The organism is Sutcliffiella rhizosphaerae, assembly GCF_917563925.1.
Classification (GTDB): domain Bacteria; phylum Bacillota; class Bacilli; order Bacillales; family Bacillaceae_I; genus Sutcliffiella_A; species Sutcliffiella_A rhizosphaerae.
The window spans coordinates 64,006-90,532 of record NZ_CAKJTJ010000010.1 but is presented as its reverse complement, the minus strand read 5'-3'; the positions used below and the strand labels follow the sequence as shown (position 1 = coordinate 90,532).

Annotated in this window: 24 protein-coding genes; all 24 read right to left on the bottom strand. The window is 39.2% G+C overall.

The annotated features are described in order from the left end of the window. Positions 1 to 255 precede the first annotated feature (255 nt). The 24 genes from LRP81_RS11105 to flgM all read right to left on the bottom strand — a co-directional run bounded on the left by LRP81_RS11105 (position 256) and on the right by flgM (position 26,496). Complete coding sequence (locus tag LRP81_RS11105; protein WP_230501345.1) at positions 256 to 1,452, bottom strand: PDZ domain-containing protein; 1,197 nt, start codon at positions 1,450 to 1,452, stop codon at positions 256 to 258. A gap of 91 nt (positions 1,453 to 1,543) precedes the next feature. Then, positions 1,544 to 3,016 carry a S41 family peptidase gene (locus LRP81_RS11100; RefSeq protein WP_230501344.1) on the bottom strand — a complete coding sequence of 491 codons (1,473 nt, stop codon included), beginning with the start codon at positions 3,014 to 3,016 and terminating at the stop codon, positions 1,544 to 1,546. Between the two features lie 203 nt (positions 3,017 to 3,219). Beyond that, positions 3,220 to 4,563, bottom strand: coding sequence for a murein hydrolase activator EnvC family protein (locus tag LRP81_RS11095; protein ID WP_230501343.1), 1,344 nt, complete (start codon positions 4,561 to 4,563; stop codon positions 3,220 to 3,222). Between the two features lie 86 nt (positions 4,564 to 4,649). Further along, the gene (gene ftsX / locus LRP81_RS11090) at positions 4,650 to 5,546 is read right to left on the bottom strand and encodes a permease-like cell division protein FtsX (protein ID WP_230501342.1); all 897 of its coding nucleotides are present in this window, start codon (positions 5,544 to 5,546) and stop codon (positions 4,650 to 4,652) included. Next, complete coding sequence (gene ftsE, locus LRP81_RS11085) at positions 5,536 to 6,222, bottom strand: cell division ATP-binding protein FtsE (protein ID WP_230501341.1); 687 nt, start codon at positions 6,220 to 6,222, stop codon at positions 5,536 to 5,538. The genes ftsX and ftsE overlap by 11 nt, the downstream gene beginning before the upstream one ends. Positions 6,223 to 6,582: 360 nt before the next feature. Next, positions 6,583 to 9,003 (bottom strand): S8 family serine peptidase, encoded by a 2,421-nt coding sequence (locus tag LRP81_RS11080; RefSeq protein WP_399207542.1) that lies wholly within the window; start codon positions 9,001 to 9,003, stop codon positions 6,583 to 6,585. Positions 9,004 to 9,519: 516 nt separating this feature from the next. Then, positions 9,520 to 9,858: a cytochrome c551 gene (gene cccB / locus LRP81_RS11075; RefSeq protein WP_230501340.1), complete on the bottom strand. Its 339-nt coding sequence runs from the start codon at positions 9,856 to 9,858 to the stop codon at positions 9,520 to 9,522. A 61-nt stretch (positions 9,859 to 9,919) separates the two neighbouring features. Next, positions 9,920 to 10,789 (bottom strand): YitT family protein, encoded by an 870-nt coding sequence (locus LRP81_RS11070; protein WP_399207539.1) that lies wholly within the window; start codon positions 10,787 to 10,789, stop codon positions 9,920 to 9,922. Positions 10,790 to 11,256: 467 nt separating this feature from the next. Continuing rightward, a protein-coding gene (gene prfB, locus LRP81_RS11065; protein WP_230501338.1) for a peptide chain release factor 2 occupies positions 11,257 to 12,355 on the bottom strand; the annotation gives its coding sequence in 2 pieces (ribosomal slippage) (positions 11,257 to 12,282 and positions 12,284 to 12,355; 1,098 coding nt in all). Positions 12,356 to 12,518: 163 nt separating this feature from the next. Continuing rightward, positions 12,519 to 15,026 (bottom strand): preprotein translocase subunit SecA, encoded by a 2,508-nt coding sequence (gene secA, locus LRP81_RS11060; RefSeq protein ID WP_230501337.1) that lies wholly within the window; start codon positions 15,024 to 15,026, stop codon positions 12,519 to 12,521. Between the two features lie 270 nt (positions 15,027 to 15,296). Continuing rightward, the gene (gene hpf / locus LRP81_RS11055; RefSeq protein WP_230501336.1) at positions 15,297 to 15,857 is read right to left on the bottom strand and encodes a ribosome hibernation-promoting factor, HPF/YfiA family; all 561 of its coding nucleotides are present in this window, start codon (positions 15,855 to 15,857) and stop codon (positions 15,297 to 15,299) included. Positions 15,858 to 16,129: 272 nt separating this feature from the next. Then, the gene (locus tag LRP81_RS11050; RefSeq protein ID WP_230501335.1) at positions 16,130 to 16,507 is read right to left on the bottom strand and encodes a hypothetical protein; all 378 of its coding nucleotides are present in this window, start codon (positions 16,505 to 16,507) and stop codon (positions 16,130 to 16,132) included. 5 nt (positions 16,508 to 16,512) lie between these two features. Further along, complete coding sequence (locus LRP81_RS11045) at positions 16,513 to 16,866, bottom strand: hypothetical protein (RefSeq protein WP_230501334.1); 354 nt, start codon at positions 16,864 to 16,866, stop codon at positions 16,513 to 16,515. Next, positions 16,866 to 17,267, bottom strand: a complete 402-nt coding sequence (gene fliS, locus LRP81_RS11040; RefSeq protein ID WP_230501333.1) for a flagellar export chaperone FliS — start codon at positions 17,265 to 17,267, stop codon at positions 16,866 to 16,868. Before fliS ends, LRP81_RS11045 begins: the two co-directional genes overlap by 1 nt. A gap of 19 nt (positions 17,268 to 17,286) precedes the next feature. Then, positions 17,287 to 19,041, bottom strand: coding sequence for a flagellar hook-associated protein 2 (locus tag LRP81_RS11035; protein WP_230501332.1), 1,755 nt, complete (start codon positions 19,039 to 19,041; stop codon positions 17,287 to 17,289). Between the two features lie 13 nt (positions 19,042 to 19,054). Beyond that, positions 19,055 to 19,399 (bottom strand): flagellar protein FlaG, encoded by a 345-nt coding sequence (gene flaG, locus LRP81_RS11030; protein WP_230501331.1) that lies wholly within the window; start codon positions 19,397 to 19,399, stop codon positions 19,055 to 19,057. Between the two features lie 1,288 nt (positions 19,400 to 20,687). Next, complete coding sequence (locus LRP81_RS11025; protein WP_230501330.1) at positions 20,688 to 21,461, bottom strand: flagellin N-terminal helical domain-containing protein; 774 nt, start codon at positions 21,459 to 21,461, stop codon at positions 20,688 to 20,690. Positions 21,462 to 21,628: 167 nt separating this feature from the next. Continuing rightward, positions 21,629 to 21,856, bottom strand: coding sequence for a carbon storage regulator CsrA (csrA, locus tag LRP81_RS11020; RefSeq protein WP_230501329.1), 228 nt, complete (start codon positions 21,854 to 21,856; stop codon positions 21,629 to 21,631). Positions 21,857 to 21,871: 15 nt separating this feature from the next. Further along, a complete protein-coding gene (gene fliW / locus LRP81_RS11015; RefSeq protein WP_230501328.1) occupies positions 21,872 to 22,309 on the bottom strand; it encodes a flagellar assembly protein FliW in 438 nt (145 codons plus the stop codon). 12 nt (positions 22,310 to 22,321) lie between these two features. Further along, positions 22,322 to 22,915 carry a DUF6470 family protein gene (locus LRP81_RS11010; protein ID WP_230501327.1) on the bottom strand — a complete coding sequence of 198 codons (594 nt, stop codon included), beginning with the start codon at positions 22,913 to 22,915 and terminating at the stop codon, positions 22,322 to 22,324. An 81-nt stretch (positions 22,916 to 22,996) separates the two neighbouring features. Then, entirely contained in the window at positions 22,997 to 23,875 is an 879-nt protein-coding gene (gene flgL, locus LRP81_RS11005) for a flagellar hook-associated protein FlgL (protein WP_230501326.1), read from the bottom strand. Positions 23,876 to 23,884: 9 nt separating this feature from the next. Next, on the bottom strand, positions 23,885 to 25,747 hold the full coding sequence (flgK, locus tag LRP81_RS11000) for a flagellar hook-associated protein FlgK (protein WP_230501325.1): 1,863 nt from the start codon (positions 25,745 to 25,747) through the stop codon (positions 23,885 to 23,887). A gap of 11 nt (positions 25,748 to 25,758) precedes the next feature. Continuing rightward, positions 25,759 to 26,223 carry a flagellar protein FlgN gene (locus LRP81_RS10995; protein ID WP_230501324.1) on the bottom strand — a complete coding sequence of 155 codons (465 nt, stop codon included), beginning with the start codon at positions 26,221 to 26,223 and terminating at the stop codon, positions 25,759 to 25,761. Positions 26,224 to 26,232: 9 nt separating this feature from the next. Then, entirely contained in the window at positions 26,233 to 26,496 is a 264-nt protein-coding gene (flgM, locus tag LRP81_RS10990; RefSeq protein WP_230501323.1) for a flagellar biosynthesis anti-sigma factor FlgM, read from the bottom strand. Positions 26,497 to 26,527: the final 31 nt, after the last annotated feature.

Genomic DNA, 26,527 nt, shown 5'->3' with positions numbered 1-26,527 from the left:
TTCTCGCAATTTTACACCGAACAAAAATAATTAATTTTATTATACCATTCTTAACTGAATTTAGCAAATACAGAAAAAGTGATTTATAATTTATTAATTACCACGAAGGAATTGGCATTAACAAAATAAAAAATTCTCCGGAAAAAATAGTACCACTTTAACAATGTGGTTGTATAACCAGTTTCTTTTAGTTTAGCATCGTCCATACACTTATGAAAATATACTAGAATTCCGTTGAATTCTGGAAATTTACGACTAACTCACTTCCGCCCGTTTCCATTTCCTTCCCTCTTGGATGAATAATAGACCTAATTCATGATGGTCTCCTTCATATAAGGCAGATTGCGCAAATCGTATCTCCCCATTTATATCGACAACGTGAAGCTTACAGAATGCTCTGTTTTTCTGAAGTGCTTCATAAAATTGAGGGACGGTTTTTACTGGGATATTATTTACTTTAGTAATGATTTCTCCTATTTGGAGATTCATTTTTTCAGCAGGGCTATCTGGGATCACTCCTAGGATGACAAGACCATCATCACGTTGGACAAAGAGTGGTCGTTGCCGGTCTTCCTGTATCCTTGTACGATATTGTAACCAGCCTCGTCCAAAAATTGCTACGATAGCTGCGATAATGGCAGAAGTAGCCCATAGTAAACTGCTAGCACTTATTAGGAAAACCAATAGTCCGAGGAAAAATAGCTGTTTCCCTAATATCGGAATAGTCACTTTTGGCAGACTTGCCCTTAGGTGCTGATAAAAGCCTACTGCAAACGGAACAAGCCATATGGTAAGTGTGTGTTCGCCTACTTGCAAAACTGGCCACCAATCAAAATATGTTGTGATACCGCCAGAAGTCACTGGTACAAACAAAAATAATGGCAGGATCCAGACGCGCTGCACAACATGAGAACCAACTGGAAGTCCGCGCTTACTTTTATGGAGCATGGGCGAGGTTTGAAAAGATGCTTGCTTCCAAACAAGTAGTCCCTCCACCACGATAAGCATTCCCATTAACAGTGCAAGTGTCGATAAATCGGTTCCAGCAATAGAAACAAACAGACTTTGCAGTAGAGAAATACTAGTTTCAATATTTGGTAAAAGGATTACACCTAAAAATGCAAATCCAAAAATGTACGCTGAAGATAGCAATCTTGGTTTAATAAATAGAGTAAAAAGGATGGTAAATAGACCTAGAAGAACAATGGTACCAAATGGCAAAATAACACCGATACCAATGGTAAAAACAGACAAGGCTATGCCAATGAGTAAACTTTTACAAGCCTTTTGAAATTCTGTCAATCCGTATTCTATCCTTATGAGAAAATCATATCTTTCTCGCTTAACACGGAAATATCCTAATACTACTGCAACAGCTAATGTTACATATAAAACAGGGTGGATAAATAGACGCCCCACACCTTTTAATAGTTCAAATACCCATGATTCCATTTGTGAATCACCGCCTACTTATACAAACTTTCTTTTTATTTTATCATATAAAAGTCAGCCCCCACCATAGCAGGAGCTGACTTGAATAAAATTATTTCAACAATGTGTTAATTGCTTCTTTTAGTTGAACATCGTTTTCTTTCGAACGGACCGCTTCTAGCAGTTTTGTTTGCAGCTGTTCAGCAGTTTGGTTAGTCACTTTTCCTGTATTAGGAATGCCATTTTCGCTTTGGAAGGATTTCAAGGCATTTTCCGTTTCTTTACTGAAATAGCCGTCTTCTCTTCCAGGATCAAAACCAAGTCCTTTTAGCATCACTTGGACATTTTTTACTTTTTCATTATTGTCATCAAATGTTAGCTCTTCATTTTCATCTAAGCTAATTGGATTAGCATAAAAGTAGTCAGGCTGCTTTACTGGTACCGTCGGCTCTACTCCGTCTTTATGGATCCAGTTACCATCTGGAGTTAACCATTTATACATCGTAAGCTTCAGGTTGCTGCCATCTCCAAGTTCTAACGGCTGCTGGACTGTTCCTTTACCAAAGGAGGTATCTCCAACCACTTCGTACCCACCTGCTTCTTTTAAGGCACCGGCAAGTATTTCTGAAGCGGAAGCACTTCCATTGTCGATTAATGTGACAATCTCATAGGGTTTCTTCTCGGTTATAGAAGAGAAGAAACGCTGCTTTTCTCCATTGCGTTGTTCAATTTGCACATAAGGCTTCTCTTGGGTCACAAGCTCTGAAGCAATAATTTGAACCTGATCTAAAAGTCCACCAGGGTTTCCTCGGACGTCTATCACCAGACCCTCAATATTATCGCTTTCAATGGCAGCTAACTGTTCCTTAAAGTCTGCCCCTGTATTTTGGGAGAATGAAGTAATTTGGATGTACCCCACTTTTTTCCCTTCCTGTTCATATGTTTCTGAATAAACTGTTTCAATCGGAATTGTATCTCTTGTTACGTCAACATTAAATGGTTCTTGAACACCTGGACGTTGGATTTGTAATTTGACAACCGAGCCTTTTTCACCACGAATTTTTAGCACTGCCTGGTATAGATCAAGTCCTGCGATATCCTCTTCATCCACTTTCAGGATTTGATCATTTGGTTGCAGTCCGGCTTTTTCAGCTGGAGAACCGCGAAAAGGCGAAACGATTGTTACTTTGTCATTTTGCATCCCGACCTCTGCACCGATTCCTTCAAATGAGGATTCAAGGGATTGAGTGAATTGCTCTGCTGTATCTTTATCCATATACACGGAGTATGGGTCCTCTAACGTATTAACCATTCCTTGAATAGCACCTTCAATTAATTCGTTTGGTTCCATTTCTTCAACATAGCGAGAAGATATAATCTCATATGCCTTTTTTATTTTCTCCATGTTTTCAGCGATTTGTTTTGGTGATTCTTGAGGAGCTGCTGCCTGCTCCGAATCTGTTAATGAATTGGATGGAACAGCTGCAACAGGACCATTGTCAAACCAGTGAATTCCCGCATACATCCCTGCTGCTCCAATTAAAACTGAGACTAGCATTAATACTGTGATTATTTTGCGATTCATGAAAGCTCCTCCTCATCCTTGACCACTTGCCGAACGATAGATATGACGCAATTGTACCATAGCTTGATGATGGTTGGTATTAATATAGCTTATGTAAAGGTCAAGCTACGACATGGTAAATTGCAAGAAAAGGCATTACACCATTAAAGTGTAATGCCTTTATATCCAGTATATGTGTAGCTTGTACATAATATGTGGATAGATTAGAAATTAATATAAGAAGCAGGGTTTACCGCATTTGATTTAGATCCGTTCCATGACCCTCTGTGTAATTCAAAGTGTAAGTGAGGACCTGTGGAGATGCCTGTGTTCCCCATATTTCCGATAAAATCTCCTTTTGAGACGGATTGTCCTGCACTTACACCAATGCTATCAAGATGTGCATAAACAGTAGTCCAAGTCTGTCCATCCATATAGTGTGTAATGAAAACTACATTTCCGTAAGAGCTGGATTTGTATGCTTGGAAAACTGTACCGCTTCCTGCTGCAACGACTGGAACATTACCTGTTCTTCCATTTTTACCGATATCAATACCGTAATGCTGTGATCCCCAACGAGAACCAAAACCAGACGTCACACTACCAGTTGCAGGTCTTGTCCAGTTTCCGGATGAAACTGGTGGTGGAGGTGATGAAACCTGTGTAGGAGGGGGAGCTGGCTTACCTGCTGCTTTTGCTGCAGCTGCTGCTTCTGCATCTTTCTTACGTTGTTCCTCTTCCAGACGTTTTCTTTCCGCTTCAATTCTCGCACGCTCTTCTGCTTCTTTTCTTGCTCGCTCTTCCGCCGCTTTAATTTCGGCACGAATCGCTTTTTCCTGTGCAGCAAGAACTTCCGCTTCATTTTCTAATTGGTGAATTTCATGCATTGTTGCTTGTTCTTTCTGTCTTAGTTCCTTCATTAGCTTATCTTTTTCAGCAATTTGCTTTTTAAGTTCTACTTCCATATTTTCAAGGTCAGTCAATTGTTGTTCTAGTGCTGCAAGTTTTTCACGCATTTCAAGCTCTTTTTGCTCTAATGCTTCTTTATCCTCTTGATGAGCTTGTAGAATATCACGATCGGCTTGAACAATAGTTGCTACCGCACCAACGCGGTCCAGAAAATCTCCAAAGCTTTGTGCACCTAACAAAACATCTAAATAGTTAACGGCTCCTCCACCCTGTTGGAAGGAACGAGCGCGATCTTCTAGAAGCTCATTTCTCTTTGCAATTCTTTCTTTTAGAACTTCAATTTCTTCTTTTAACTTTTCGATTTCTTGGCGAGTAGAATCAATTTCTTCTTTTTTAGCACTAATTTTATTTTTCGTTTCGGCAACTGCCTTATCGAGTCGATCCACTTCAGCAGCTAAATCCTTTTGATCTGATTGAAGCTTATTTACTTCGTTTTGTTTTTCTGATCTTGATGATTCATTATTTGATTGTTGATCTTTTACCTCGTTGAGTCGTTGTTGCATTTCATTGGCAAATGCTTTTTCTGTTAATCCCGACGAGAAAAATCCGGAAAAACCAATGACTGCAGCAATCGCAACGATACCAAACTTTCTTCTCATCCCTTACTTTCCCCCAAACTCTTATGTACTCTTTTCAGGAACAGATGCGATGCTCCCGAAAAGTTTTCTTTTTTAGTCATAATCTATTAAACTCTCAAGAATTTACGGACGGACATCATGCTTCCCCACATACCGATGAAGGCTCCAATTGCGACCAGGATAGCAATAACCTGGAAAGCAAAGGGGTAAAATGGTAGCAGCTGTATAAATGTACCTTGTGGGATTCTAGGTTGTACCAAATCTATTAAATAATAGTAGGATGTGAGAATAATTCCAATTGGCACTAGAGAACCAAGGATTCCCAACCACAATCCTTCTAGGAAAAATGGCCAACGGATAAACCCGTTTGTCGCTCCAACAAGCTTCATGATTTCTATTTCTTTTCTTCTTGCAAAAATGGTAATCTTAATCGTATTGGAGATTAAGAACATAGCCGTAAAGACTAAGCCAAGAATGAGAGCAAGTCCAATATTCCTTGCAATCTCAAAAATGGTGAAAAGCCTTTCTACTGTTCCTGCTCCATAAATGACATTGTAGGCATTATCCATTCCTTCAATCTCATTCGCAACTTTTATCGTATCTTGCGGCGTTGCTGTCTTTACGATAAAAACATCGTAAAGAGGGTTGTTTTGTTCAAACAATTCAAACGCGGTACCTTCTTCACCAAAGCTGTCAACCAAGCTTTTTAACTCATTTTCCTTTGAAGAGAAATCAATCGATTCCACTTCAGCTATATCTAAAATTTGCTCTCTAAGTACTTGCTGTTCTTCTTCTTCGGCCGTCAAGTCAATATGAACTCTAATTTCCACATCGTTTTCAATTTCGGATGCTACATTGTTCAAGTTCATCATGATGACTAAAAATACACCAACAAGCAGAAGCGTTACAGTTACAGCACTAACAGAAGCAAATGTCATCCAACCATTTCGTGCAAGACTTTTAAAACTTTCTTTATAGTGACGCATCAGAGTTCTAGGCTTCATATCCGTAGTCCCCCTCTGCTTGATCACGCACTATTTTTCCATGCTCTATGGCAATAACACGTTTTTTAATTGTGTTTACAATTTCACGGTTGTGGGTAGCCATTACTATAGTGGTCCCTTGAGCATTAATATCCTCAAAAATACTCATGATTTCCCAAGACGTATCTGGATCAAGATTCCCAGTTGGCTCATCGGCAATCATGACTTTCGGTTTATTTACAATGGACCGCGCGATGGAGATTCTTTGCTGCTCTCCTCCAGAAAGTTCGCTTGGGAGATGTCTTGCCTTATGTTTAAGTTTTACAAGATCTAATACTTCCATCACACGCTTCTTAATATTCTTAGGACTTTCTTCAATAACTTCCAGCGCAAAAGCAACATTTTCATACACAGTCAATTGTGGCAAAAGCTTGAAGTCTTGGAAAACTACCCCAATGCTCCTTCTTAATATTGGAACCTTCTTTTCTTTTAGCTTGGACAGATTTACTCCATCTATGACGATATCCCCACCAGTAGGCTTCTCTTCCCGATACATCATTTTGATGAACGTGGATTTACCAGCACCACTAGGGCCAACAACATAGACAAATTCGCCTGCTTTTATTTTTATATTAATACCGTCCATAGCTTGAACGCCATTTGGGTATTTCTTATAAACGTCTTGCATTTCAATCATCTTATCACCTTTTGGGTAAAAATTTGAATCTCATTGCAGAATCCCTAACATTCGACAACTTCATTAGGAATGTATATAAGAGCAATAACGGAAAAGCAAAATATACGACTTTTATATTAAACTATGTATATTTTCACAAGCTCCCGCATAAATTCACTTTATTATTATAGCATCTATTTCGACAAAATAAGAGTATTTATTATTACAGTTTCTTTTCAAATTATCTAATAGATTGGAAATACAGGGTTTTACTTCCATTTTCAAGGAGAATGTCGAAAAATATCGTCATTTTTTATACAAAAAAAACCACCTTCAGATATACAACCTGAAAGTGGTTTTTGAAATTGACAATTTATTAACCTATCGAATAGTTAGAACATCAGTAGCAAGAATAGCTCGGTCGAAATTGCCCTTCTTCGCATATACCGCAAGTCTGTAATTCCCTGCAGGGAGAGCTCTTCCGTCTACAAGCTTCCCATCCCAGTTATGGTAGTTATATCCTTTACCAAGATTGCTGTCATAAAGAGCATCACCTACATATGTTCCTAAATCACCACTGGCAGTTGCTGTGTAGATCCAAAATTCTAGCTCGTCTGCACCACCAGGAAGGTAGCTATATAGTTCAAAGTTATTATCTCCCAATACTACAAAACCAGCAGTTGTTACTCGAGGATAATCTAGTTCTCCTACAAATAGAATGGTAGGAACTTGAATTGTTTTACCCCCTTCTGAGATTAGTAAATGTCCCTCATAATAACCATCTGACAGCTTAGAAGCATCAACCTGAACATTCACATTTACATTCTGGCTTTTGCCTGGCTTTACTTTTGTGTTATTGCTAGTCGTTACTTTTACATGTTTACTTACTTCATTTTTAAATTCAAATTGAATGTTATAGCGTTTTTCTTTATTAGATAGGTTTGTAATCTCAAATTGCTGTCTTTCCACTTGCTTACCTTTCGTCTTTTCAAACACTCCGAAAGAGTAGCTGCCTGGATTTACAAGCGTTTCAGCTTGCAATGCATCTACAACACGGATACTACCAGTTCCTTGCGTGTTGTGCGGGTATTCTGCACCTGTTGCAGGGTTAATCAGCTTCTCTGCTGTATTCATTAAAGCAGATTTCACTTCATACACACCCCAATCAGGATTTGCCTGAAGAATAACTGCAGCTGCACCAGCTACGTGTGGAGAAGCCATACTTGTTCCTTGCTTCGCACCGTAACCATGAGGAGCGTCCGGATTGAAAGTTGGAACTGTACTTACAATATTGACACCAGGAGCAGATACATCAGGCTTAATCATCCAAGTATCAATAACAGGACCACGGGAAGAAAAGTCTGCCATTGTTTCTCCAACTCTTTCAGAGAAAGCAATATCAAAGCTTACTGTTACATCGTTGACTTTAGCTAAAAGTGCTTGTCCATCAGCCTGATTCAACATGATAGTTGGAACATCCATACCTGGAACGTTCGGCATTACACCTGCAACGTTGTTATAAATGATAGCTCCAACTGCACCTGCATTTTTAGCAGCAGTAGCTTTATCTACAAAAGCAATACCAGCACCACGGCTGATTAGTGCAATTTTACCTTCTACATCTTTTCCAGCAAATTCTTGCGGTGATCCAAATCCTACATCGACTAATTCAAAATCTTGACCGTTCAATGATAATAGCTCATCTTCAGATGGGAATCCTTGAACAGCAGAGGAAGCATAAGATGCTCCATCAGAAGAAGTAGTTGTTGCTGTAAATACATTGTAAGGTAGTTGGGTTGCTCCAACAGAGATTGCTTCACGGGAAGTACCCGGAGATCCTACTGTCCAGTTATTAGGACCAGCGTTACCATTAGAAGTAACTGCTACTACACCTTCTGCCATTGCTTGGTCAAGTGCGATAGATGTTGCCCAGTCAGGAGAGTTTAATGAGTTCCCAAGAGAAAGGTTCATTATATCTGCTCCGTCAAGAACCGCTCTTTCGATTGCTGCTACCACATTTTCCGTAGAACCACTTCCACCAGGACCAAGGACACGATAGGCAAGTAATGTCGCATCTGGTGCCACACCTTTAATTTGACCATTTGCTGCTACTGTACCAGCAACGTGCGTTCCATGAGTCGTTGCCGCTCCACGAGGGTCACCAGGAGGGGTTTCTTGCGGATCTGCATCATTATCAACAAAGTCCCATCCTAAATATACACCAAAGTTTGGTGCAAGGTCAGGATGTGTGTAATCAACACCAGTATCGATAACTGCAACCGTTACACCTTCACCAGTAAATCCTAAATCCCAAGCATCGTTTGATCCGATAAATGGAGCCGAATCAAACATAGCTGGACTGAATTCTTCATTTGTCAATACTTCAGTTGTTGTATATTCCACATTAGGATATACAGCTTTTACACCAGGAGTCGCTAGTAAACTAGGAATCTCATTTGCAGGGATTTCCAAAGAGAACCCAGAGAATACATGCTCATACTCGCGCTCCACTTTACTTTTGGACGTACGTTGTGAAACTTCTTTCTTTACTTTATCGCGAGCATTTTTCAGGTTTTGTTTAGATTGCTTTTTCCCATTGTGCTTCGCTTCAACAATTGATTCTTCTTGTAATTCAACAATTACTTTAACGGCTTTTGAGGATGATAAATCAAAATCCCCTTGTAAGGTCGCCAACTCCACCGCTTTGTTTGAGTTTGCGGATACACCACTTGATTGGAATGTACTAAATACTAGTACTAAAACCAATAAAGGCATTAATGCTGCATATAACTTTTGCTTCAAATCATCCCACTCCCCATTTATATATATTTCATGAAAACCGGCAAAAATTCTAGACTCTACCTTCAGTACCAATTACTTACGTTAGTCCAAAATCTTTACAATCCAAATTATATTTTTAACAATCGTAATTTTCAATATACATTATTGCATTAAACGAAAAATTCCGACAATTAAGTTAATAAGTCTTAGTATATTTCCACTATTAACCACTTAAAAACCCAACAAAAATACTAGTAGTTTGGTGGATGCTAATCCAAACTACTTATTAGTTGATTATCTAATATAGTCGAATTCAGTTGCATTTCTTCTTTCGTAAGTAATACCTGACCATCCTCACTTTCCTAAGTTTTTTTAAAAATCAATAATTAGTTATCGCCTCCTTATTAATTGTCCTATCACACTACACAGTTATAATTATAGAGGTTCATACAATTTATTTCAATATTAAGAACAATTAAATTCTTTATTGGGAACAAGAAAATCAAAAAGAACTCCCTTGAAAGAGAGTTTTCCTTATTACTTGTGTTCAGCTAGCCAGCCAGCAAGTGTAGCTGCTTCCGCATCATCATTAATCACTACAGGCATAGACCCTTTACCATTTAAAATAATGTTTTTTATTTCATCTTCACTGTATTTGCTACCAACTTTTTGGAGGTTTGGTCCGCTGCCACTTTCCATGTTTCCTCCATGACAGCCGATGCAGCTTTGTTTATACAACGATTGCGCTTCATCATTTTCCACCATGGTGAACTCGCCACCACCAGTGGTTGTTTCCTGGTCTTCACCGCCACCACCACAAGCAGCAAGAGTAAGTAGTGATGCTCCCATCACAAAAGCCATAAAATACTTTTTCATAGGTAGGTCCCCCATTTTTAGAGATGTAATCATTATCAAGATTGATTTTATTATATCCTAATTACTCTCTTTTAAAACCCTCTCCAAGGACCTCTGATGCGTTCGTAACGACCACGAATGCAGACGGGTCAATGGTGCGAACCACTTGTTTCAATTTTGTGAATTCCGTCTGATCCACCACACACATTAAAACAGGAAGCTCTGTTTCTGTATATCCACCATAAGCAGAGAGCTTTGTCACACCACGATCAATTTTTGTGAGAATGGCTTCCTTAACCGCTGTTTCATTTTTCGTAATGATAATAGCCATTTTAGAATAGCCAAGTCCCACTTGAACAAAATCAATTGTTTTACTTGTAACAAAAAGACCTATCAAAGCGTACATTCCTAGTTCCAAGTTAAATACGATCGCCGAAGATACTACAATAAGTCCGTCAATAATTGCGACACATGCCCCAAGTGTGAGCCCAGAGTATTTATGGATAATTTGTGCCGCCAGATCCGTTCCACCAGTTGACGCTCGACCGCGGAATACTAGTCCTAAACCAAGACCGACTCCCATTCCACCAAACAAACTACCTAAGAGTGGATCCTCCGTCGCTGGTGCAAGCCCACTAGTCCAAAGTACTGTAAGTGGTAATGTGATAGTTCCCACTAACGTTTTTAAACCAAATTGCTTTCCCAATAGCAATACACCTGCTAAAAAAAGCGGTATATTGAAGCATAGCTGTACAATTCCTGGCTCCCAGCCCACTACAGAATCCAAAATGGTACTGATTCCACTTACTCCTCCTGATGCAATTCTGTTAGGAAGTAAAAACAAATTAAAAGCTAGTGCCACAATAACTGATCCAAGAATGACATATGTATATTCCTTTATACGATCGTACAAAGGATTCCCTTTGTTACCATTTCTATTTTTACGACTCAATTTGTGTCCCTCCAAAGAAGTTTCCATTAAAATTTCACACAACGAGCAAGAGTATAGCATGGTATGGCAAGGGTGTAAATGGTACCGAAATAACGTGGTAAAGCGTTAATAAAAAGGGGAGGAGTCGGTAAATATGCATATAGTTTTTTCCTATTTAGGTTGGGTTATTCGAGGGTGAGGGGGGGTGACTTCGAACTAGGTTGATTTATTTTCACTAAACAACCACCTTTTGAGGTATTCGGGAAACCTTTCGAGATCTTTTAAAAACCTTTGATGCTTTCTTACAAACCTTTCGAGGTATTCCACTTACCTTTGATGGTCTTTTATATTCCTTTGGAGGTAGGTATCATTCCAAGCAACATACAAACAAATTCCCAAAACCGATAATATGACAAAAATCTTTTAGAAAAGAGCCTATAAAAAAACACCTCTAAGCAATTGGAATTGCTAAGAGATGCCTTGGACTTTTATAACTTCGAACGTAAGTAAGCATCAATAAACGGATCCAAGTCACCATCCATCACAGCTTGTGTGTTCCCTACCTCTTCGCTAGTGCGGTGATCTTTTACCATCGAATAAGGATGGAAGACATAGGAGCGAATTTGTGAGCCCCAGCCAATTTCCTTCTGCTCTCCACGGATTTCATCTAATTCTGCTTGTTGTTCATCCAGTTTTTTCTGATAAAGCTTAGCTTGCAACATTTTCATTGCACGTTCGCGGTTCTTAATTTGAGAACGCTCGGTTTGACAAGTAACCACGACTCCTGTTGGAGTATGTGTAATCCTTACAGCAGAGTCCGTCGTGTTAATATGCTGACCACCTGCGCCACTTGCACGATACGTATCAATTTTTAAGTCCTCCGTCCGGATATCAATTTCAATGTTGTCATCAAATTCAGGCATGACTTCACAGGAAACGAAGGACGTGTGACGGCGACCAGACGAATCAAAAGGTGAAATACGTACAAGACGATGGACGCCTTTCTCGGCTTTTAAATAGCCATATGCGTTATGCCCTTTAATCAGCAATGTTACGCTTTTGATTCCAGCCTCATCACCTGGAAGGTAATCAAGTGTTTCGACCTTGAAGCCTTTACGCTCTGCCCAACGCGTATACATACGTAGTAACATGGAGCCCCAGTCCTGTGATTCTGTTCCACCAGCACCAGGGTGTAATTCAAGGATGGCATTATTTTTATCATGCTCACCACTTAACAATAATTGAAGTTCAAATTTATTGAAATCCTCTGCTATTGTTTTTACTTCACTAGCAAGCTCTGCTTCTAAATCAGCGTCTGGTTCTTCTTTGACTAATTCATATGTTAATTGTAGATTTTCATAGTTTTCATTTAATTCATGTAACTGAGCAACTGGTTCTTTCAAAGCATTTGCTTCATTAATGATAGCCTGAGCTGCATTCTGATTATTCCAAAATTCAGGATTGGACATTTCATTATCAAGCTCTGCAATACGACGTTCTTTTGTCTCTAAGTCAAAGAGACCCCCTAAACTCAACTAATCGCTTAGCCATTTTTTCTAACTCTTGACGAATCTCTACTAATTCCATCTTGTTCACCTCATTATTTTTTCCCGTTCATAGTAACAGGGCAACTAATAGTTTATCATATCGTATTTCATGAAAATAAAAAAGTACCTGGAGTGGACCTGAAACATCATTCATTAAACATAGGAAAAGTGGAGCACACTCGCCCCACTTCAGTTAGCTTTTATTATCCACAGCAATTTTTATATTTTTTACCACTTCCGCAAATGCATGGGTCATTACGACCTATGTCCATTGCTTTTTTTACAGGTTTCTTCTTAGGTGGCTCGCCGCCATCCTCTTTCGGAACGACTGCTTGCCCTTTTGCTACTTCTTCACGTTGCAGGTTATTGCGAATTTGGGCTTTCATTACATACTTCGCCACATCTTCCTCAATTGCCGCAATCATGTTTTCGAACATAGCAAATCCTTCGAACTGATACTCACGAAGTGGATCAATTTGACCGTAAGCACGAAGGTGAATACCTTGACGTAGCTGATCCATTGCATCAATGTGATCCATCCACTTGCTATCAACTGCACGAAGAACGACTACTTTTTCAAATTCACGCATTTGTTCTTCTGTTAGCTCTTGCTCTTTTTTATCATAACGAGCCTTCACTTTTTCAATGATTAACTCAGAAATTTCTTCTGGCTCTTTACCACGGATATCATTCAGCGTCACATCGCCTTCTTCTAGAAGGTTTGCGTCCACATAATCAATGATTCCTTGCATATTCCAATCTTCTGGAACCTCTTCTTTCGGAGTAAATAAGCCCACTTGTCGTTCAATGGCAGAAACGAGCATTCTTTCTACCACATTACGTAGGTTTTCAGAATCAAGCACTTCAAAACGCTGCTTGTAAATTACTTCACGTTGCTGACGAAGGACATCGTCATATTGTAAAAGCTGTTTACGAGCATCGAAGTTGTTTCCTTCCACACGTTTTTGGGCAGATTCCACTGCACGAGAAACCATTTTACTTTGGATTGGTTGAGTGTCATCCATTCCAAGACGCTCCATCATCGTCTTCATATTATCGGAACCGAAGCGGCGCATTAATTCATCTTCCATGGAAAGATAGAACTGAGTTACCCCAGGGTCCCCTTGACGACCGGAACGACCACGAAGCTGATTATCAATCCGTCGGGATTCGTGACGCTCTGTACCAACAACAGCAAGACCGCCAACTTCCTTCACACCTTCACCAAGCTTGATATCTGTACCACGACCGGCCATATTTGTCGCAATCGTAACTGCACCTTTTTGACCAGCATCTAGAATGATATCCGCCTCACGAGCATGGTTTTTCGCATTCAGGACATTATGTTTAATTCCACGTTTCGTCAACAATTTTGAAATGACTTCCGAGGTTTCAATCGCAACCGTACCAACTAGGACAGGCTGTCCATTTTTGTAACGCTCTGCAATATCATCGGCAACAGCGTTAAACTTCCCGTCAATTGTTTTAAAGATAAGATCTGCACGGTCGTCACGAACGATATCTTGGTTTGTTGGAATCGCGATAACGTTCATATTATAAATATTACGGAATTCTTCTTCCTCTGTTTTCGCAGTACCAGTCATACCTGCAAGCTTTTCATACATACGGAAGTAGTTCTGGAACGTAATCGTTGCAAGCGTCATGCTTTCATTTTGAATATCCAAGCCTTCTTTTGCTTCAATAGCCTGGTGCAATCCATCTGAGTAGCGTCGACCTTTCATCAAACGACCTGTAAATTGGTCAACGATGACGACTTCGCCTTCTTGGACTACATAATCAACATCATTATGCATCGTCACATGTGCCTTCAATGCCTGATTGATATGGTGGTTTAATGCCACATTGGAAATGTCATACAAATTTTCAATTCCAAAGGCTTTTTCCGCTTTTGTAATTCCGTCTTCTGTTAGCTGCACACCCTTAGTTTTGACATCATAAGTAAAATCCACATCCTGAGTCAAAGTACGGGCAAATGCGTTTGCTTGAATATATAATTTCGCAGATTTTTGTGCACTACCAGAAATAATAAGCGGAGTACGGGCTTCATCGATTAAAATGGAGTCCACCTCATCAATAACGGAATAATGAAGGGGTCTCTGTACCATCTGTTCTTTATATAACACCATGTTGTCTCGAAGATAGTCGAAACCAAACTCATTGTTTGTCCCATAGGTGATATCTGCTTTATACGCTTCAATTTTCTCTTCGCGAGTTAGTCCATTAAGATTCAAGCCAACTGTAAGACCAAGGAACTCGTATAACTGCCCCATCTCGGTTGCATCACGGCTTGCAAGGTATTCATTTACCGTTACAACATGCACACCTTTTCCAGTTATAGCATTTAAGTAAACCGGCATAGTCGAAGTCAGGGTTTTACCTTCCCCTGTTTTCATTTCGGAAATGTTTCCTTCATGTAAGGAAACGCCCCCCATTAACTGAACTTTATAAGGATATAGCCCCAACACACGTTTAGAAGCCTCACGGACTACCGCAAATGCTTCAACTAGCATATCATCCAATTTCTCACCCTTTTGATAGCGGCTCCGGAATTCAACTGTTTTCTCACGCAGCTGGTCATCCGTTAACTTCGCCACATCTCCATTTAGGGAATCAATCTGATCCGCCAATTTTTCCAAACGCTTTAACTGACGCTTATTCATATCAAACACTTTATTCAGTAAACCAAGCATACAAACGCTCCTCTGTAACTATAGTCGTATAGCTAAATATAATATTTAAATTTTAACACTTATTGGGGGTTGGTACAACTTATAGAGGGATATAGAAGCTTATCTTTTCAGAAAATTAGCAGGAAATGACACAACACCAATTAGAATGACATTTCCCGAGAAATAGCGCTAGGTAAAAATGTCGAAATGCAAAAAAACATATTTCACATGGAGTAGGAATAGCCAGAATCACTTAAAAAGGGACCCTCCTGTACGAGGTCCCTTTGTATATTAGTAAGACTCAATCAAGCCATATTTACCATCATTACGTTTGTAAACGACATTCGTTTCGTTCGTTGCAGCATTTAAGAATACGAAGAAATTGTGACCCAGTAAATTCATTTGAAGGATGGCTTCCTCGCTATCCATTGGCTTTAAGTTATAGCGCTTCGTACGAACTAAGTCAGCTTCCACCTCTTCATCCTCAACTGCTACGTTTGTTGGTGCACCATTTTCGATAACTTCATTAAATAAATATTTAGGAGAACCTGTGTCCCGAAGCTTGCGATTTACTTTTGTTTTATGCTTTCTAATTTGTCTCTCTAATTTATCTACGACGAGGTCTATTGCGGCATAGAGATCTTCATGACTTTCTTCTGCACGTAGAACTAGTCCTGTCATAGGAATTGTTACTTCGATTTTTTGGTAGTTGTTGTAGACTTTCAAATTAACTTTGCTTTCAGCATTTTCTGTGGAATCAAAATAGCGTTCAATCTTTCCGATTTTGTTTTCAACATAATCTCGGATTGCTGGAGTTACCTCAATGTTTTCACCGCGAACGTTGTACTTCATAAATCGAACTCCTCCTTTTGTTCCTGTTTAGGAAAAACCCAAACATTCTGCCTACATATTCCTTCCTGAAAAATGGAAGGTTAAGCTTTTATGAAAGCTATGTAAACATATTTCTACAATACCCTACACAATTCCTGCTTAAACGTTAAAAAAATGTTAAGATTTTGTGAATCCTAGTCCAAACCTTGTTCTGAAGGGGTGAATCAAGTATATGCGGATAATTGGGAAAAGTTTCTTATCAATTTAAAAACCCTCTTATATAGTAAGAGGGCTTAATGAGCAATATACCGGAAAAGGCATTTCTGCATATTATTTTTCCATAGACTGAATAACGGATAAACCTTTTCAAGTAGGAATTCTTGTTGAATAGAAAAGTCCTGATAAAAATATCCACTATCTTCCAATTCATTCAAAAAACTTGAAAATTCATGTAAATAATCAGAAATTGATTGATGGTTTTTAAGAATTTCTTTAACCGTTTTGTTTGTTTCATTTATTTTAACTACCGCTTCCTGACTAGCTAATAGCACTTGTTCATTCACCTTATCAGAGCAGTTCCCTGATTTATCACGAAGATGATTATAAGCTTCTGCTAATGCATCTAAAAGGGCATTATAATCCTGCAAAAAATAAAAATCTTGTTCGTTCATGATTATTAGTTCCTCTTATCATAATACATTCCATCGGCAGTCGGTGCGTTGTATGGGTTCTCGTAAGCTTTCACAGTCTTTTTGGACTGTTGGAGCTGACCCCACTCTTGCTTGATTTGACGTTGAAAAGCCTCCAGTTTTGTGGGGATTTCCTGGCTAGCTAAAGCTACCTTTTTCCCAATTACCATCTCTATATCAGAAAAAGGAGGTGAAAGTTTCGCTATCAACTCTTCTCTTGCTTGTAACACTTGGTCAATCTCTTCCATAAATGAATCACGTTTCTCTTCTGCTGGTAATGGACTTTCCAATAACGCAATTAAGTGACTAGTAATCTTGTCCAAACTTTCTACAATTGTCATTAGACACTTCCGCCTTCAGCATAAGCTTGTTGGCGAGATGCTTGAATTACTTGCTTCCATGTGTCTCGAAACTCCGTCATATGAATTTCGATTTCTTCAATTATGCTTTGATCATTTTTTAGATTTGCTTCGATCAATCTGCGGTTCATGTAATCGTACAACGACATCATTGATTTTCCGACATCTTGAGATACGTCCAGAGTCACCATCAATTCCTGAATGATATTTTGCGCTTTGATAAGATTTGTGTTTTTTAATTCAATATTATTTTCTTCGATTCCCTTTTTGGCAAGCTTCATGAATTTTAACGAACCGTTATAAAGCATTAATGTTAACTCGCCGGGAGTCGCAGTATTAACAGAATTCTGCTGATAAGCCTGATATGGATTCTTTATCGCCATCGTTGTTCACTCCTTTTTATCAGCCATTGTTAAAGTAACTCATTAATTGCATTGATTGACTATTTGCTTGTCCAATCGCCTTTTCCATTGCGGTAAATTGGCGCCAATAGCGTGCTTCTACAGTTTGCATACGGCGTTCGAATGCTGATATGCGTTTGTCCACGTTTATTAACTCGCGGCCAATTGTGAACTGTTGAGCTGTACGACTGGCATTTCCTGCACGTGCTTCAATACTTCTTATTGTACCTTGAGCAGCTTCTCTTAGCTTTCTTGCAATACCAATACCTGTTTCGTTATTTCCATTTGACGTAAACATCATCATGACAGAATTCGGGTCTTTTTCAATTGCTTCCCGAAGTTTGTCATCGTCAAAAATAAGCTTCCCTTTATCCATATATTCCGTACTTGTTGTTATTCCTATCTGTGCTAAATGGCTAAAAGAACCACCTAATCCCCCTACTGTTTCATACAGTGAAGTTCTCATCTTACCTAACCCAGAAGAAAGGATGGAGTCATTTCTCAACAAACCACTCCTCGCTCTTTCTTCCCACTGCTCAATTTGCCTATCAGAAAGTGCTTCTCTTTCGTCTTTAGAAAGTGGTTTGTAATCACGGTACAATGGTTCTCCGAGTTTGGCATTTATTTTTTCAATCAATTCGTTGTATTTAGTTAAATAATCCTTAATCGTATTAAACGTTTGTTCAGTGTCGTTAGCTACGTTAATAACTGCAGATTCACCAGGGGCCATATTTTCATTTAGATTGAAGGTAACGCCGTTGATGGTGAAGTTGTTAGAGTTACGTTCCGTTTCAACTCCATTGATGGTCACTTTTGCAGAAGTACCACCCTGTTCATTATTCTGGTTAAGATTCATTACATTGGTAAGGAAAGCACCTGAAAATTCTATTTCGTTTCCACCGTTATTAAAATCACCGGCTTCTCTCTTTGTTAAAACGAGACCACCATTAAAATCATCAAAAAAGGCAGTAAGCCCCAGTTTCGAACTATTAATTTGCGAAATAATCTCGTTCATTGTTGCGTCAGCTCGAAAACTGAACTCGTGTACTAATGGTTCACCCGTTTGATTATATGTAGTAATCGCAAACTTATAATTAGGTGGAGCCTCAATGACAGAATCAGCTTCTAAAGTATTGCTAAAAATTACTTCTCCAGTAGACTCATCATAGAAAGCTTGGTTTTCCCCTTCTTGGAACTGGTCAGTACTACTAACCATCGAATAGGTGCTAACCTCACCTTCATTATTAGTCACTTTAATTAGAGTTAGCTCCTTAGGATCAAAGTCGGTTCCAACAAACACTCTATCAGTTTCTTGTGTAACCGAACGAGGATCCACAATAGAATTTAACGAATCATAATTTGCAATATCCCCACGCTGTTCCCACAAACTTTTTGCAGTGTCTAGCTTTTTCCCGCTAGTCATCATTGAGCTTGACGAAGCATTTGTAGCTACAGTCGCAACCTTTACATTTGAAAGAGTGTACGAAACATTAGCTGCCGTAGAAGTGGCAGTGGCCGAAACGCTAGTGTTCGTTGATGTTACCTTCTTCTGCGAATAACTCCTCTGTAACGTCATATTAAAAGAAAGATTGCTAAACTCATTCAACAAACGATTAACTTCACGGTAATCGTCACGTTTCCACTCTAATAACTGCTTTTGTTGTGTTAACTTATTCATAGGTATACGTTGAGCCTTCATTAAATCACTAACCATTTGATTAATATCTAATCCACTCTGAAAACCAGTTAAGCGCATTATTAATCACCACCTAAATCTTTTTATCAACAAATAACCCCATGTATTCTGTCATTGCTGCATACATATCTAAAAATTTCTTGGCTGGAATCTCCCTTATCACTTCATCAGTAACTGCATCCACAACAGTCACATAATACTCATTCAACTCTTCGTGTAGCTGGAAGCGTACCGAGATGTTCATCGGCTTCATGAAATCATTCATGCCGTCCACAATCGTTTCCATTTGAGCTCTATTTTCTTCTGGTTGAGCTTTTTTTGTTTGTTTTACTGAATTATCAATCTTGCTTGAAATCGTTCCTTTTGAAAGTACTCTTGCTGTGGAATCCAAGTTGCTTGCCGTTGGCGAAATTTGCATACAGGTCCCCTCCGAGAAATTGTTTTCTATTATTAATATCGGATGGATTTAGTAAACGTGAAGTTTTTGTATTCATTATTGTTTAGGAATTTATCATAAGTAAAATAACACGCACATTCCCTTCAAGGTCAAAGGGGGATATTGTGTTTTTACCATAACAGAAGTTCAACATTAGTAAATAGGAGGATGGCAAGATAATAAAAATAATAGAATAGAAGGACGAATAATAGTTATAGACAACACTACTCCACCGTGTTAAAAGAATATAGATATCGAAAGGTTTTTCCAGAATAGTTTTATGCTCCCCTCAAGAGAAACACCATATGATCGGCTTCTTTTCCTCTTTCATCAAGTTATTTCCATATTTTTTTGACAGTTAAAAACCATTCTTCACTAAGAAAAAATTATGAATAACGTTCACTTTCGAAATCGTTTCGTATTAATCACCTAAAGAAAGCGTACTTTACTCCCCATATTTCTCTCTGCTTACAATGTTGTTCATAAGTCGAATTGTTCGTATGAAAGGTTTACAGTTTCTCACAGTCTTCAATTCCTTTTAAATTCAGCAAAAAAATTGAGAAATGTTTTGGATTTTAATCAGCATGTACAAAAGACACTATGGACTACCTTGATTATAGTTCAAACAGTGACAAGTGTGCATTTTTTAAAATAAACTAGAAATACCTAGTAGAAAAGTAAATATCCAGAGGATGAAGTTATTCAAAGTTGTTGTGAAAAATATAATAGTGAGGAGATACAGGAGCTAACAAGACCAAAAAACATATAATTTGACTAATACATTATTAACCTAAAATTCTAGCAGAAGTTGTTGGTCAGTAGTTTATCAATTGAAGGTAGATTAGTTATAACATAGTAAAAAATACTCTTGGAAAGTCCAAGAGTATTTTTTGAATATAATTAACGAAGAAGTTGTAAAACTCCTTGTGGTTGTTGGTTCGCTTGCTTTGCGACTGCATCTTTCGATTACAGAATAGACTATATCTTCATCCATTTTTAATGGAGCTGGGCACTTCGAACAGTTATTGCTGCCCTACGAGATTCATAGTCATAGTTCTCACCTTAGACCGTTTTCTCTAGTCGTTGAACCTTCTCCAGAGTTTCCTCACAGGAGCTTGGCTGCTGATTATCCATTGTTCATCTTCTTCATTTTCATACCATCACGCTTATCGTTTCCAATTACGTTGTGGTAGAGGAAGCTTTAGGAAGTTCCAGCAATTCACCCAGTTATACTCTAGCTCGTTACCAAACTAGACGCCCTCTAAATCAATTATCTCAATAGTTGAAGTACACCTTGAGGCATTTGATTGGATTGAGCCAACATTGCTTGAGATGCTTGCGCAAGGATAGAGTTCTTTGTTTGCTCCATCATTTCTTTCGCCATATCTACGTCACGAATACGAGATTCGGAAGCAGTTAGGTTTTCGTTCGTTGTGTTTAGGTTGTTGATAGTGTGCTCTAAACGGTTTTGTTGAGAACCGTATGTAGCACGTTGTAAGTTGATTTCATCAATAGCAGCGTCAATTTCCGCAACGGTGCTCTCAGAGGTTAAAGCTTTAGTTAAATCAAGTGTAGCTGCCGCAATTGTCATTTTTACAGAAGCATCTTGAGTAACAGTAATGTCAACTTCTGTATCGAAAACATTCTTCGTATTGAATTCAGTAGTATCAAAAATGTTGTTGATTTCTTCAGTTAAAGAAGTCATTTCCAAGTCGATGTTTGTGATGTCTTCTTCGTTATACGTTCCATTTTCCTTTTGAACTGCAAGTTCCTTTAAACGAGTAGCCATTGCAGAAACTTCATTCAAAGCACCTTCAGCAGTTTGCAAGAAAGAAATACCGTCTTGACTGTTTCTTGAAGCTTGATCCAAGCCACGGATTTGGCTACGCATTTTTTCAGAAACAGAAAGACCTGCAGCGTCATCCCCAGCACGGTTAATACGTAATCCAGAAGATAGTTTCTCCATAGACTTCATTTGAGCGTTGTTTGCAGTACCTAATTGACGGTGCGTGTTTAATGCAGCGATATTGTGGTTAATTCTCATTTCATTTTCCTCCTTGAATGGTTGCCGATTTCACTTCCTTGTGTAATCGGTATAATATTTGCAGAAAGATCAAAAGTCGGCCGCCTTTTAATTCTTTCCGCTTACATGTTTTATATCGACCAAGTTCAATAAGTGTTTAGTGAGGAATGAAATATATTTTTTTGGATTTACTTTTTAAGGTTATTTGATAGTGCCTGAAGCATATCCAAGGAGGAGTGAGATGCGGCATTGTTTTCTTCCTGGATTGAAAGGTAGATTTCTTTTCTATGAATCTCAATATGCTTTGGTGCCTGAATACCAAGCTTTACTTGATCTCCACTCATTCCTAAAATAGTAATTTCAATCTCATCACCAATTTTAATTGCCTCTTTTATTTTACGTGTAAGTACAAGCATGCAACCTCCTCCTTTCTATTTGACTACTCCCTCTGAAAACAACTTATGTTTTGTTTGATAGCTTGTACCTGTTAAAATAACCTGCTTTCCAAGATTCTTTTTTGAATTCAAGATTATTGGAGCTTGAAGGTTAGCAGTTGTGTTTTGAAATGGTTCCGCTATTGTCAGGATGGAATAGACCAATACATCCTTTTCAGATTCTAAATCCAGCGTTTCCACTGCCTGTTCCTCTAAATTAAAATCATACTGTGGATTAAATGAAAATGGATTTGTCAGCACAAAACCAAGTTCAGGGGTTTTCGTGGATTGTAAGATTAAAAAAGTTCTGTCTTCTGAAAAGGGAATAATTAAGAACTCTTTTTCTTCCATAAAACCAGGAATGCCATTTGGAAATTGAAAAACGTCTTCTTGATTGTAATCAATTAATCCATGATACTTTGTTTTTATTTTCATCTAATCACGACCTTATATTTTTTGTTCATAACCACCTGTTCCTACATGGCGAAGATTTTCAAAGTCAATATTGATAGAGTTATAGTTTGCAAGATTCACCTGTGTGAATCCAGGAATATATTGGTGAATCGGCTTTTTCACCTCTACATCTACCACTGGTCTTCTTACCTGCCACTGGATATCAACTGAACCTGGCTCATAATCTATTTTCACACTAAAATGAGAGGGAATCCAGCCAATATTAAATTCTTTAGGCGGGCCTTCGCTATTCCGTTTTGCCTGTCGTACAATTGCTCCGCCACCATTTTCAATTCTCATCATTTCATTGCCGTCTTGGGCAACGCGGGCAAGTCCAGCAAGCCAATTCTGATAACCTAGCTGGGCTGCTTCCTCAATTCTTCTACCAACACTCTTTAAATCCATATCCTCGCGAGCCTGGGTTTGATCGATGGTTAGTCTGGAAGGTATACGTTCCATAGTCAGTTCAGCTTTTGGCTGTTCCATGGTCATTTCAGCATTCGGTTGTTGGATTTCTTGTATTGGCTTTTCAATCTGCAATTCTGTCTGAGCAAAAGTCGATCGCAATCTGATTTGCGGGAAGAGCATTATTAAATCCCCTTTCTATACTGAAAAAACTGTCTTTAAAGGACTGTCAACTAGACAGGTACCTCTAAGACAGTCCCTCTTCTATCGTAGAAAATCTAATAAAGATGGTTGAATAACACGGGCACTTACACCAAGAGAAGCACGGTGTACACTTTCCTGAGATGTCAAATCTGTAATGACCTTTTCAATATCGGCATCTTCGTTGTCAGAAAGAATACGAGTTGCAATCACCTCTTGATAGCCAATTCTGTCGTCAATCATTTCCAGGCGATTATAGCGTGCACCAAGCTCGGATCGCTCTGCCGAAATAAGATCTGCACTTTTATCAAATCGCTCTTTAAGAGTTGATAACGCAGCAATATCATCATTTTCGAATGCAGCTTGGATGCCATTCCAAATCTCCATCATTTCCTGGTTGAACACGTTGTCAGAGTTAATGTTTGACTGAAGTTTAATTCCTCTTGATACTTCCACTTCAAACGGAGTATTTTCATTACTCACAGAAGTAGGGTCATTCGCATCCAAAATCCTTGGTTTATCAACCGCTGTGCCATTGAATATATACTTGCCTGCCACTTGAGAATTGGCCACTTGAACGAAATCAAGCTTTAATTGTTCGATTTCTTTTGCAATAGCCACACGATCTTCTGGTGAAAGTGTACCGTTTGCTCCTTGGACTACTAGTTCACTTGCACGATGCATTACACTTTGAACGTGCTCCAGTGCAGCCTCAGAATTTTCCATCCAAGCATAGGACTCACTCAGGTTTCGCTTGTATTGTTCAAGCTCTGTTAAGTTAGTACGGTAATACATCCCCTTCATCGCAACAACTGGGTCATCGGATGGTCTAGAGATTTTTTTTCCTGTGGACAGCTGTTCCATCAGCTTTCCCATTTTACTATAGCTTGTACTAAGCTGACGCAAGGAGTTTTGCGTTAGCATACTTTGTGTCACTCGCATTTTTTACACCTACCTTCCGCCTATTCCCATTCCATTAATAATTCTATCTAAAAGCTCATCTGTTAATGTAATCATTCTTGCTGATGCATTGTATGCGTGCTGGAATTGAATCATATTGGTCATTTCTTCATCCAGAGAAACGCCACTCACAGACTGACGACGCTGATCTACGGATAATCGCAGGGTTTCACTGTTATAGGCAAGTCGGTTAGCTTCCTGAGCATCAACCGCCAAGCCCCCAATGACACTCTCGTAATAGTTTTGGAACGTAGTGGATACTCCGTTAAGCTGCAGCGTCCTTGCTTTAACTTCCGCAAGGGCAATAGCATTGCTTCCGTCCCCAACACGACCTGCCACCTCTCCTGTGTTTGGAATATTCACTGTAATGAAGTTTCCTTTGGTAAGGTCCTCATTTCGGACAAAGTCCATGTTAAAACTTACGGATGGGTTGCCGTCTTCATCGACAAATTCTTCCGAAAGTGTTGCTGCAAGCTCTTCTAAACTTGCAAACTCTCCAGATGTTTTCAATTCCTGTTTAGGCGACTTAGAAGCATCGTATATTTTGTACGTAAATTGCTGCGTTCCGTTCGCGTCTACGGTGGATTGTACCGTGATTGAAATATTCTCTACTCCGCTATAGCCATAAAATTCCCCTGTTGCAATGACTCCTTGGTTATAGCCGGAAGCAGCGATATTATCAAGGGACTGAATGATATCTGCTGATACTGTGAAAAGCTTCGCTGCATTTTTGATGTTACCAGCAGAAATATCTGTATTGGTAAATTCGAAAAATTTAAAAGCGGTATGCTCTCCAGACTCCATGCTAGAAACACTCCAGCCCGATTGATGGACTCTGTTTATTTCTTGTGCAAATTCAAAGGCAAGTGTATCAAGGTGATTTAACATATCTGGATATATTCCCTTTTCTACATTGCCTTGCATGAATCCAAAGGAATCGATGAGCCCGCGCAACTTACCAGAGGCTTGCATACTCTCAATGCCGAAACTTGTATCAGCGAGCTTAAATCCATCAACAAGCCCTGTTTCTGCACGGTACTCTAACGATAAATTGTTTACACGAAGACTGTTAGCATCAACAAGCGTCCCGATTTTCCGGCCAGTTTCATCTACCATGTCGATGGTCAGCTTTCCTTCTGCGATGCTGCTAGGGTTTCCGCTGCTTGATACTATTGTCGTTTTAATATTCACAAGCTTGGAGAGCTCGTCCACAAGACGGTCCCGCTCATCATACAAGTCATTCGCAAGGTAACCGTGTGGCTCCAATTCCCCAATTTGCTTGTTGATGTTATTGATTTGCTGGGACAATGCGTTTACTTGTTTTACCGTGACATCTAATTCGTTTTTCATATCAGCTTGAACAGAAGATAATGAATCAGATAGATACCGGAACGTTTCGGCCACTGCAAGTCCGCGTTGCCTTACAACGGAACGGGCACCGGCATTTGTCGGGTTAACAGCAAGATCCTGAAAAGCCTGCCAAAAGCGGTCTAATGTAGTGGATAGCCCTGTTTCTGATGGCTCATTCATAATTTCTTCCATCTTTTGCAAGGATTCGGCACGTGTTTCCCAATATCCAAGCTTGTTGTTTTCACCACGATACTGGATATCCAAAAAGCTTTCTCGTACACGCTGGATATTCCCCACCTCTACGCCAGTTCCCATTTGACCTGGTATTTGAGGACGGTTTAAAGATGCTGGTGGATATGGTTCAGTTTGGACGAAATTTACTCGTTGTCTCGTGAAGCCTGGTGTGTTGGCATTCGCAATATTATGACCAACTGTTTGCAAGGCAGTTTGTTGAGCTACGAGGCCACGCCTCGCTACCTCAAGACTATGAAATGTTGAACGCATGGGTTTTCCTCCTAAGCTTTTGAATCGAACAAAGAACGTCCGGGCGCACTGGGACTTTTCTTAGAGTTCGCAGGTTTTTCATAGTTTACAGCAGTTGGCTGCGGGTTTAAGGTGTTCATTGTCATGGTGACAAATTGGAGCGATTGCTGTAAAAGCGATTGGTTCAGCTCGTTTTGAACTTTAATTTTTTCAATCGTATCTAGTAGTTTCTCTTTTAAATTGAGCAGCACTGTCTTTTCTTCTGGAGAACTCACTTCTGCAACCTCAGAAATCGTTTTGTTCCCTGATAACTGCTCCCTCTGTTTTTCCAATTGGACAATCGCTCGTGTATATTGCTGCTCTTCTCTTGTAATTTGCTGCAGTTCATCCACCTTATTTCCCTTGACTACCTCCTCTTTCCGGACAGTTAGTTCATAGAGGTAGGCATGTAAAGTAGACATCTTTTCCAATACAGTGATAAGTGTAGAAGTTGACATAGGCACTCCTTATTTATTGAAATAATAATCGATCATTTTATTGGCAACTGCCTTCGAGTCTACTTGATACGTGCCGTTTTCAATTGAAATTTTTAGCTTAGCAATTTTCTCTTGGCGTGCTTCCGTAAACTGTGATTTCTCTTGCATTTCTTTCGCCTTATTGGAGATTTCCAGCTGATCTCCTTTTGGTTGGTTATTCATTTGTAGCTGTTGATGTTTTAAGTGATTTTTATACGGGTTCATACCTGAAGGTCCAACATTATTAATTTTCATTGTTACCGCTTCCTTTCCGAACAACGTTTCT

What these genes read in the sequence shown, in the direction of transcription:
- LRP81_RS11105 (WP_230501345.1), bottom strand. Translation starts at nt 1,452, where the DNA reads ATGGAATCATGGGTATTTGAACTATTAAAAGGTGTGGGGCGTCTATTT.
- flgL (WP_230501326.1), bottom strand. Translation starts at nt 23,875, where the DNA reads ATGCGAGTGACACAAAGTATGCTAACGCAAAACTCCTTGCGTCAGCTT.
- LRP81_RS11095 (WP_230501343.1), bottom strand. Translation starts at nt 4,563, where the DNA reads ATGAGAAGAAAGTTTGGTATCGTTGCGATTGCTGCAGTCATTGGTTTT.
- secA (WP_230501337.1), bottom strand. Translation starts at nt 15,026, where the DNA reads ATGCTTGGTTTACTGAATAAAGTGTTTGATATGAATAAGCGTCAGTTA.
- flgM (WP_230501323.1), bottom strand. Translation starts at nt 26,496, where the DNA reads ATGAAAATTAATAATGTTGGACCTTCAGGTATGAACCCGTATAAAAAT.
- cccB (WP_230501340.1), bottom strand. Translation starts at nt 9,858, where the DNA reads ATGAAAAAGTATTTTATGGCTTTTGTGATGGGAGCATCACTACTTACT.
- ftsX (WP_230501342.1), bottom strand. Translation starts at nt 5,546, where the DNA reads ATGAAGCCTAGAACTCTGATGCGTCACTATAAAGAAAGTTTTAAAAGT.
- csrA (WP_230501329.1), bottom strand. Translation starts at nt 21,856, where the DNA reads ATGCTTGTACTTACACGTAAAATAAAAGAGGCAATTAAAATTGGTGAT.
- LRP81_RS10995 (WP_230501324.1), bottom strand. Translation starts at nt 26,223, where the DNA reads ATGTCAACTTCTACACTTATCACTGTATTGGAAAAGATGTCTACTTTA.
- LRP81_RS11025 (WP_230501330.1), bottom strand. Translation starts at nt 21,461, where the DNA reads ATGAGAATTAACCACAATATCGCTGCATTAAACACGCACCGTCAATTA.
- LRP81_RS11010 (WP_230501327.1), bottom strand. Translation starts at nt 22,915, where the DNA reads ATGCTCTTCCCGCAAATCAGATTGCGATCGACTTTTGCTCAGACAGAA.
- hpf (WP_230501336.1), bottom strand. Translation starts at nt 15,857, where the DNA reads ATGAAGTACAACGTTCGCGGTGAAAACATTGAGGTAACTCCAGCAATC.
- LRP81_RS11035 (WP_230501332.1), bottom strand. Translation starts at nt 19,041, where the DNA reads ATGCGCTTAACTGGTTTTCAGAGTGGATTAGATATTAATCAAATGGTT.
- LRP81_RS11045 (WP_230501334.1), bottom strand. Translation starts at nt 16,866, where the DNA reads ATGACAATTGTAGAAAGTTTGGACAAGATTACTAGTCACTTAATTGCG.
- LRP81_RS11100 (WP_230501344.1), bottom strand. Translation starts at nt 3,016, where the DNA reads ATGAATCGCAAAATAATCACAGTATTAATGCTAGTCTCAGTTTTAATT.
- fliW (WP_230501328.1), bottom strand. Translation starts at nt 22,309, where the DNA reads ATGAAAATAAAAACAAAGTATCATGGATTAATTGATTACAATCAAGAA.
- flgK (WP_230501325.1), bottom strand. Translation starts at nt 25,747, where the DNA reads ATGCGTTCAACATTTCATAGTCTTGAGGTAGCGAGGCGTGGCCTCGTA.
- flaG (WP_230501331.1), bottom strand. Translation starts at nt 19,399, where the DNA reads ATGCAAATTTCGCCAACGGCAAGCAACTTGGATTCCACAGCAAGAGTA.
- fliS (WP_230501333.1), bottom strand. Translation starts at nt 17,267, where the DNA reads ATGGCGATAAAGAATCCATATCAGGCTTATCAGCAGAATTCTGTTAAT.
- ftsE (WP_230501341.1), bottom strand. Translation starts at nt 6,222, where the DNA reads ATGATTGAAATGCAAGACGTTTATAAGAAATACCCAAATGGCGTTCAA.
- LRP81_RS11050 (WP_230501335.1), bottom strand. Translation starts at nt 16,507, where the DNA reads ATGAACGAACAAGATTTTTATTTTTTGCAGGATTATAATGCCCTTTTA.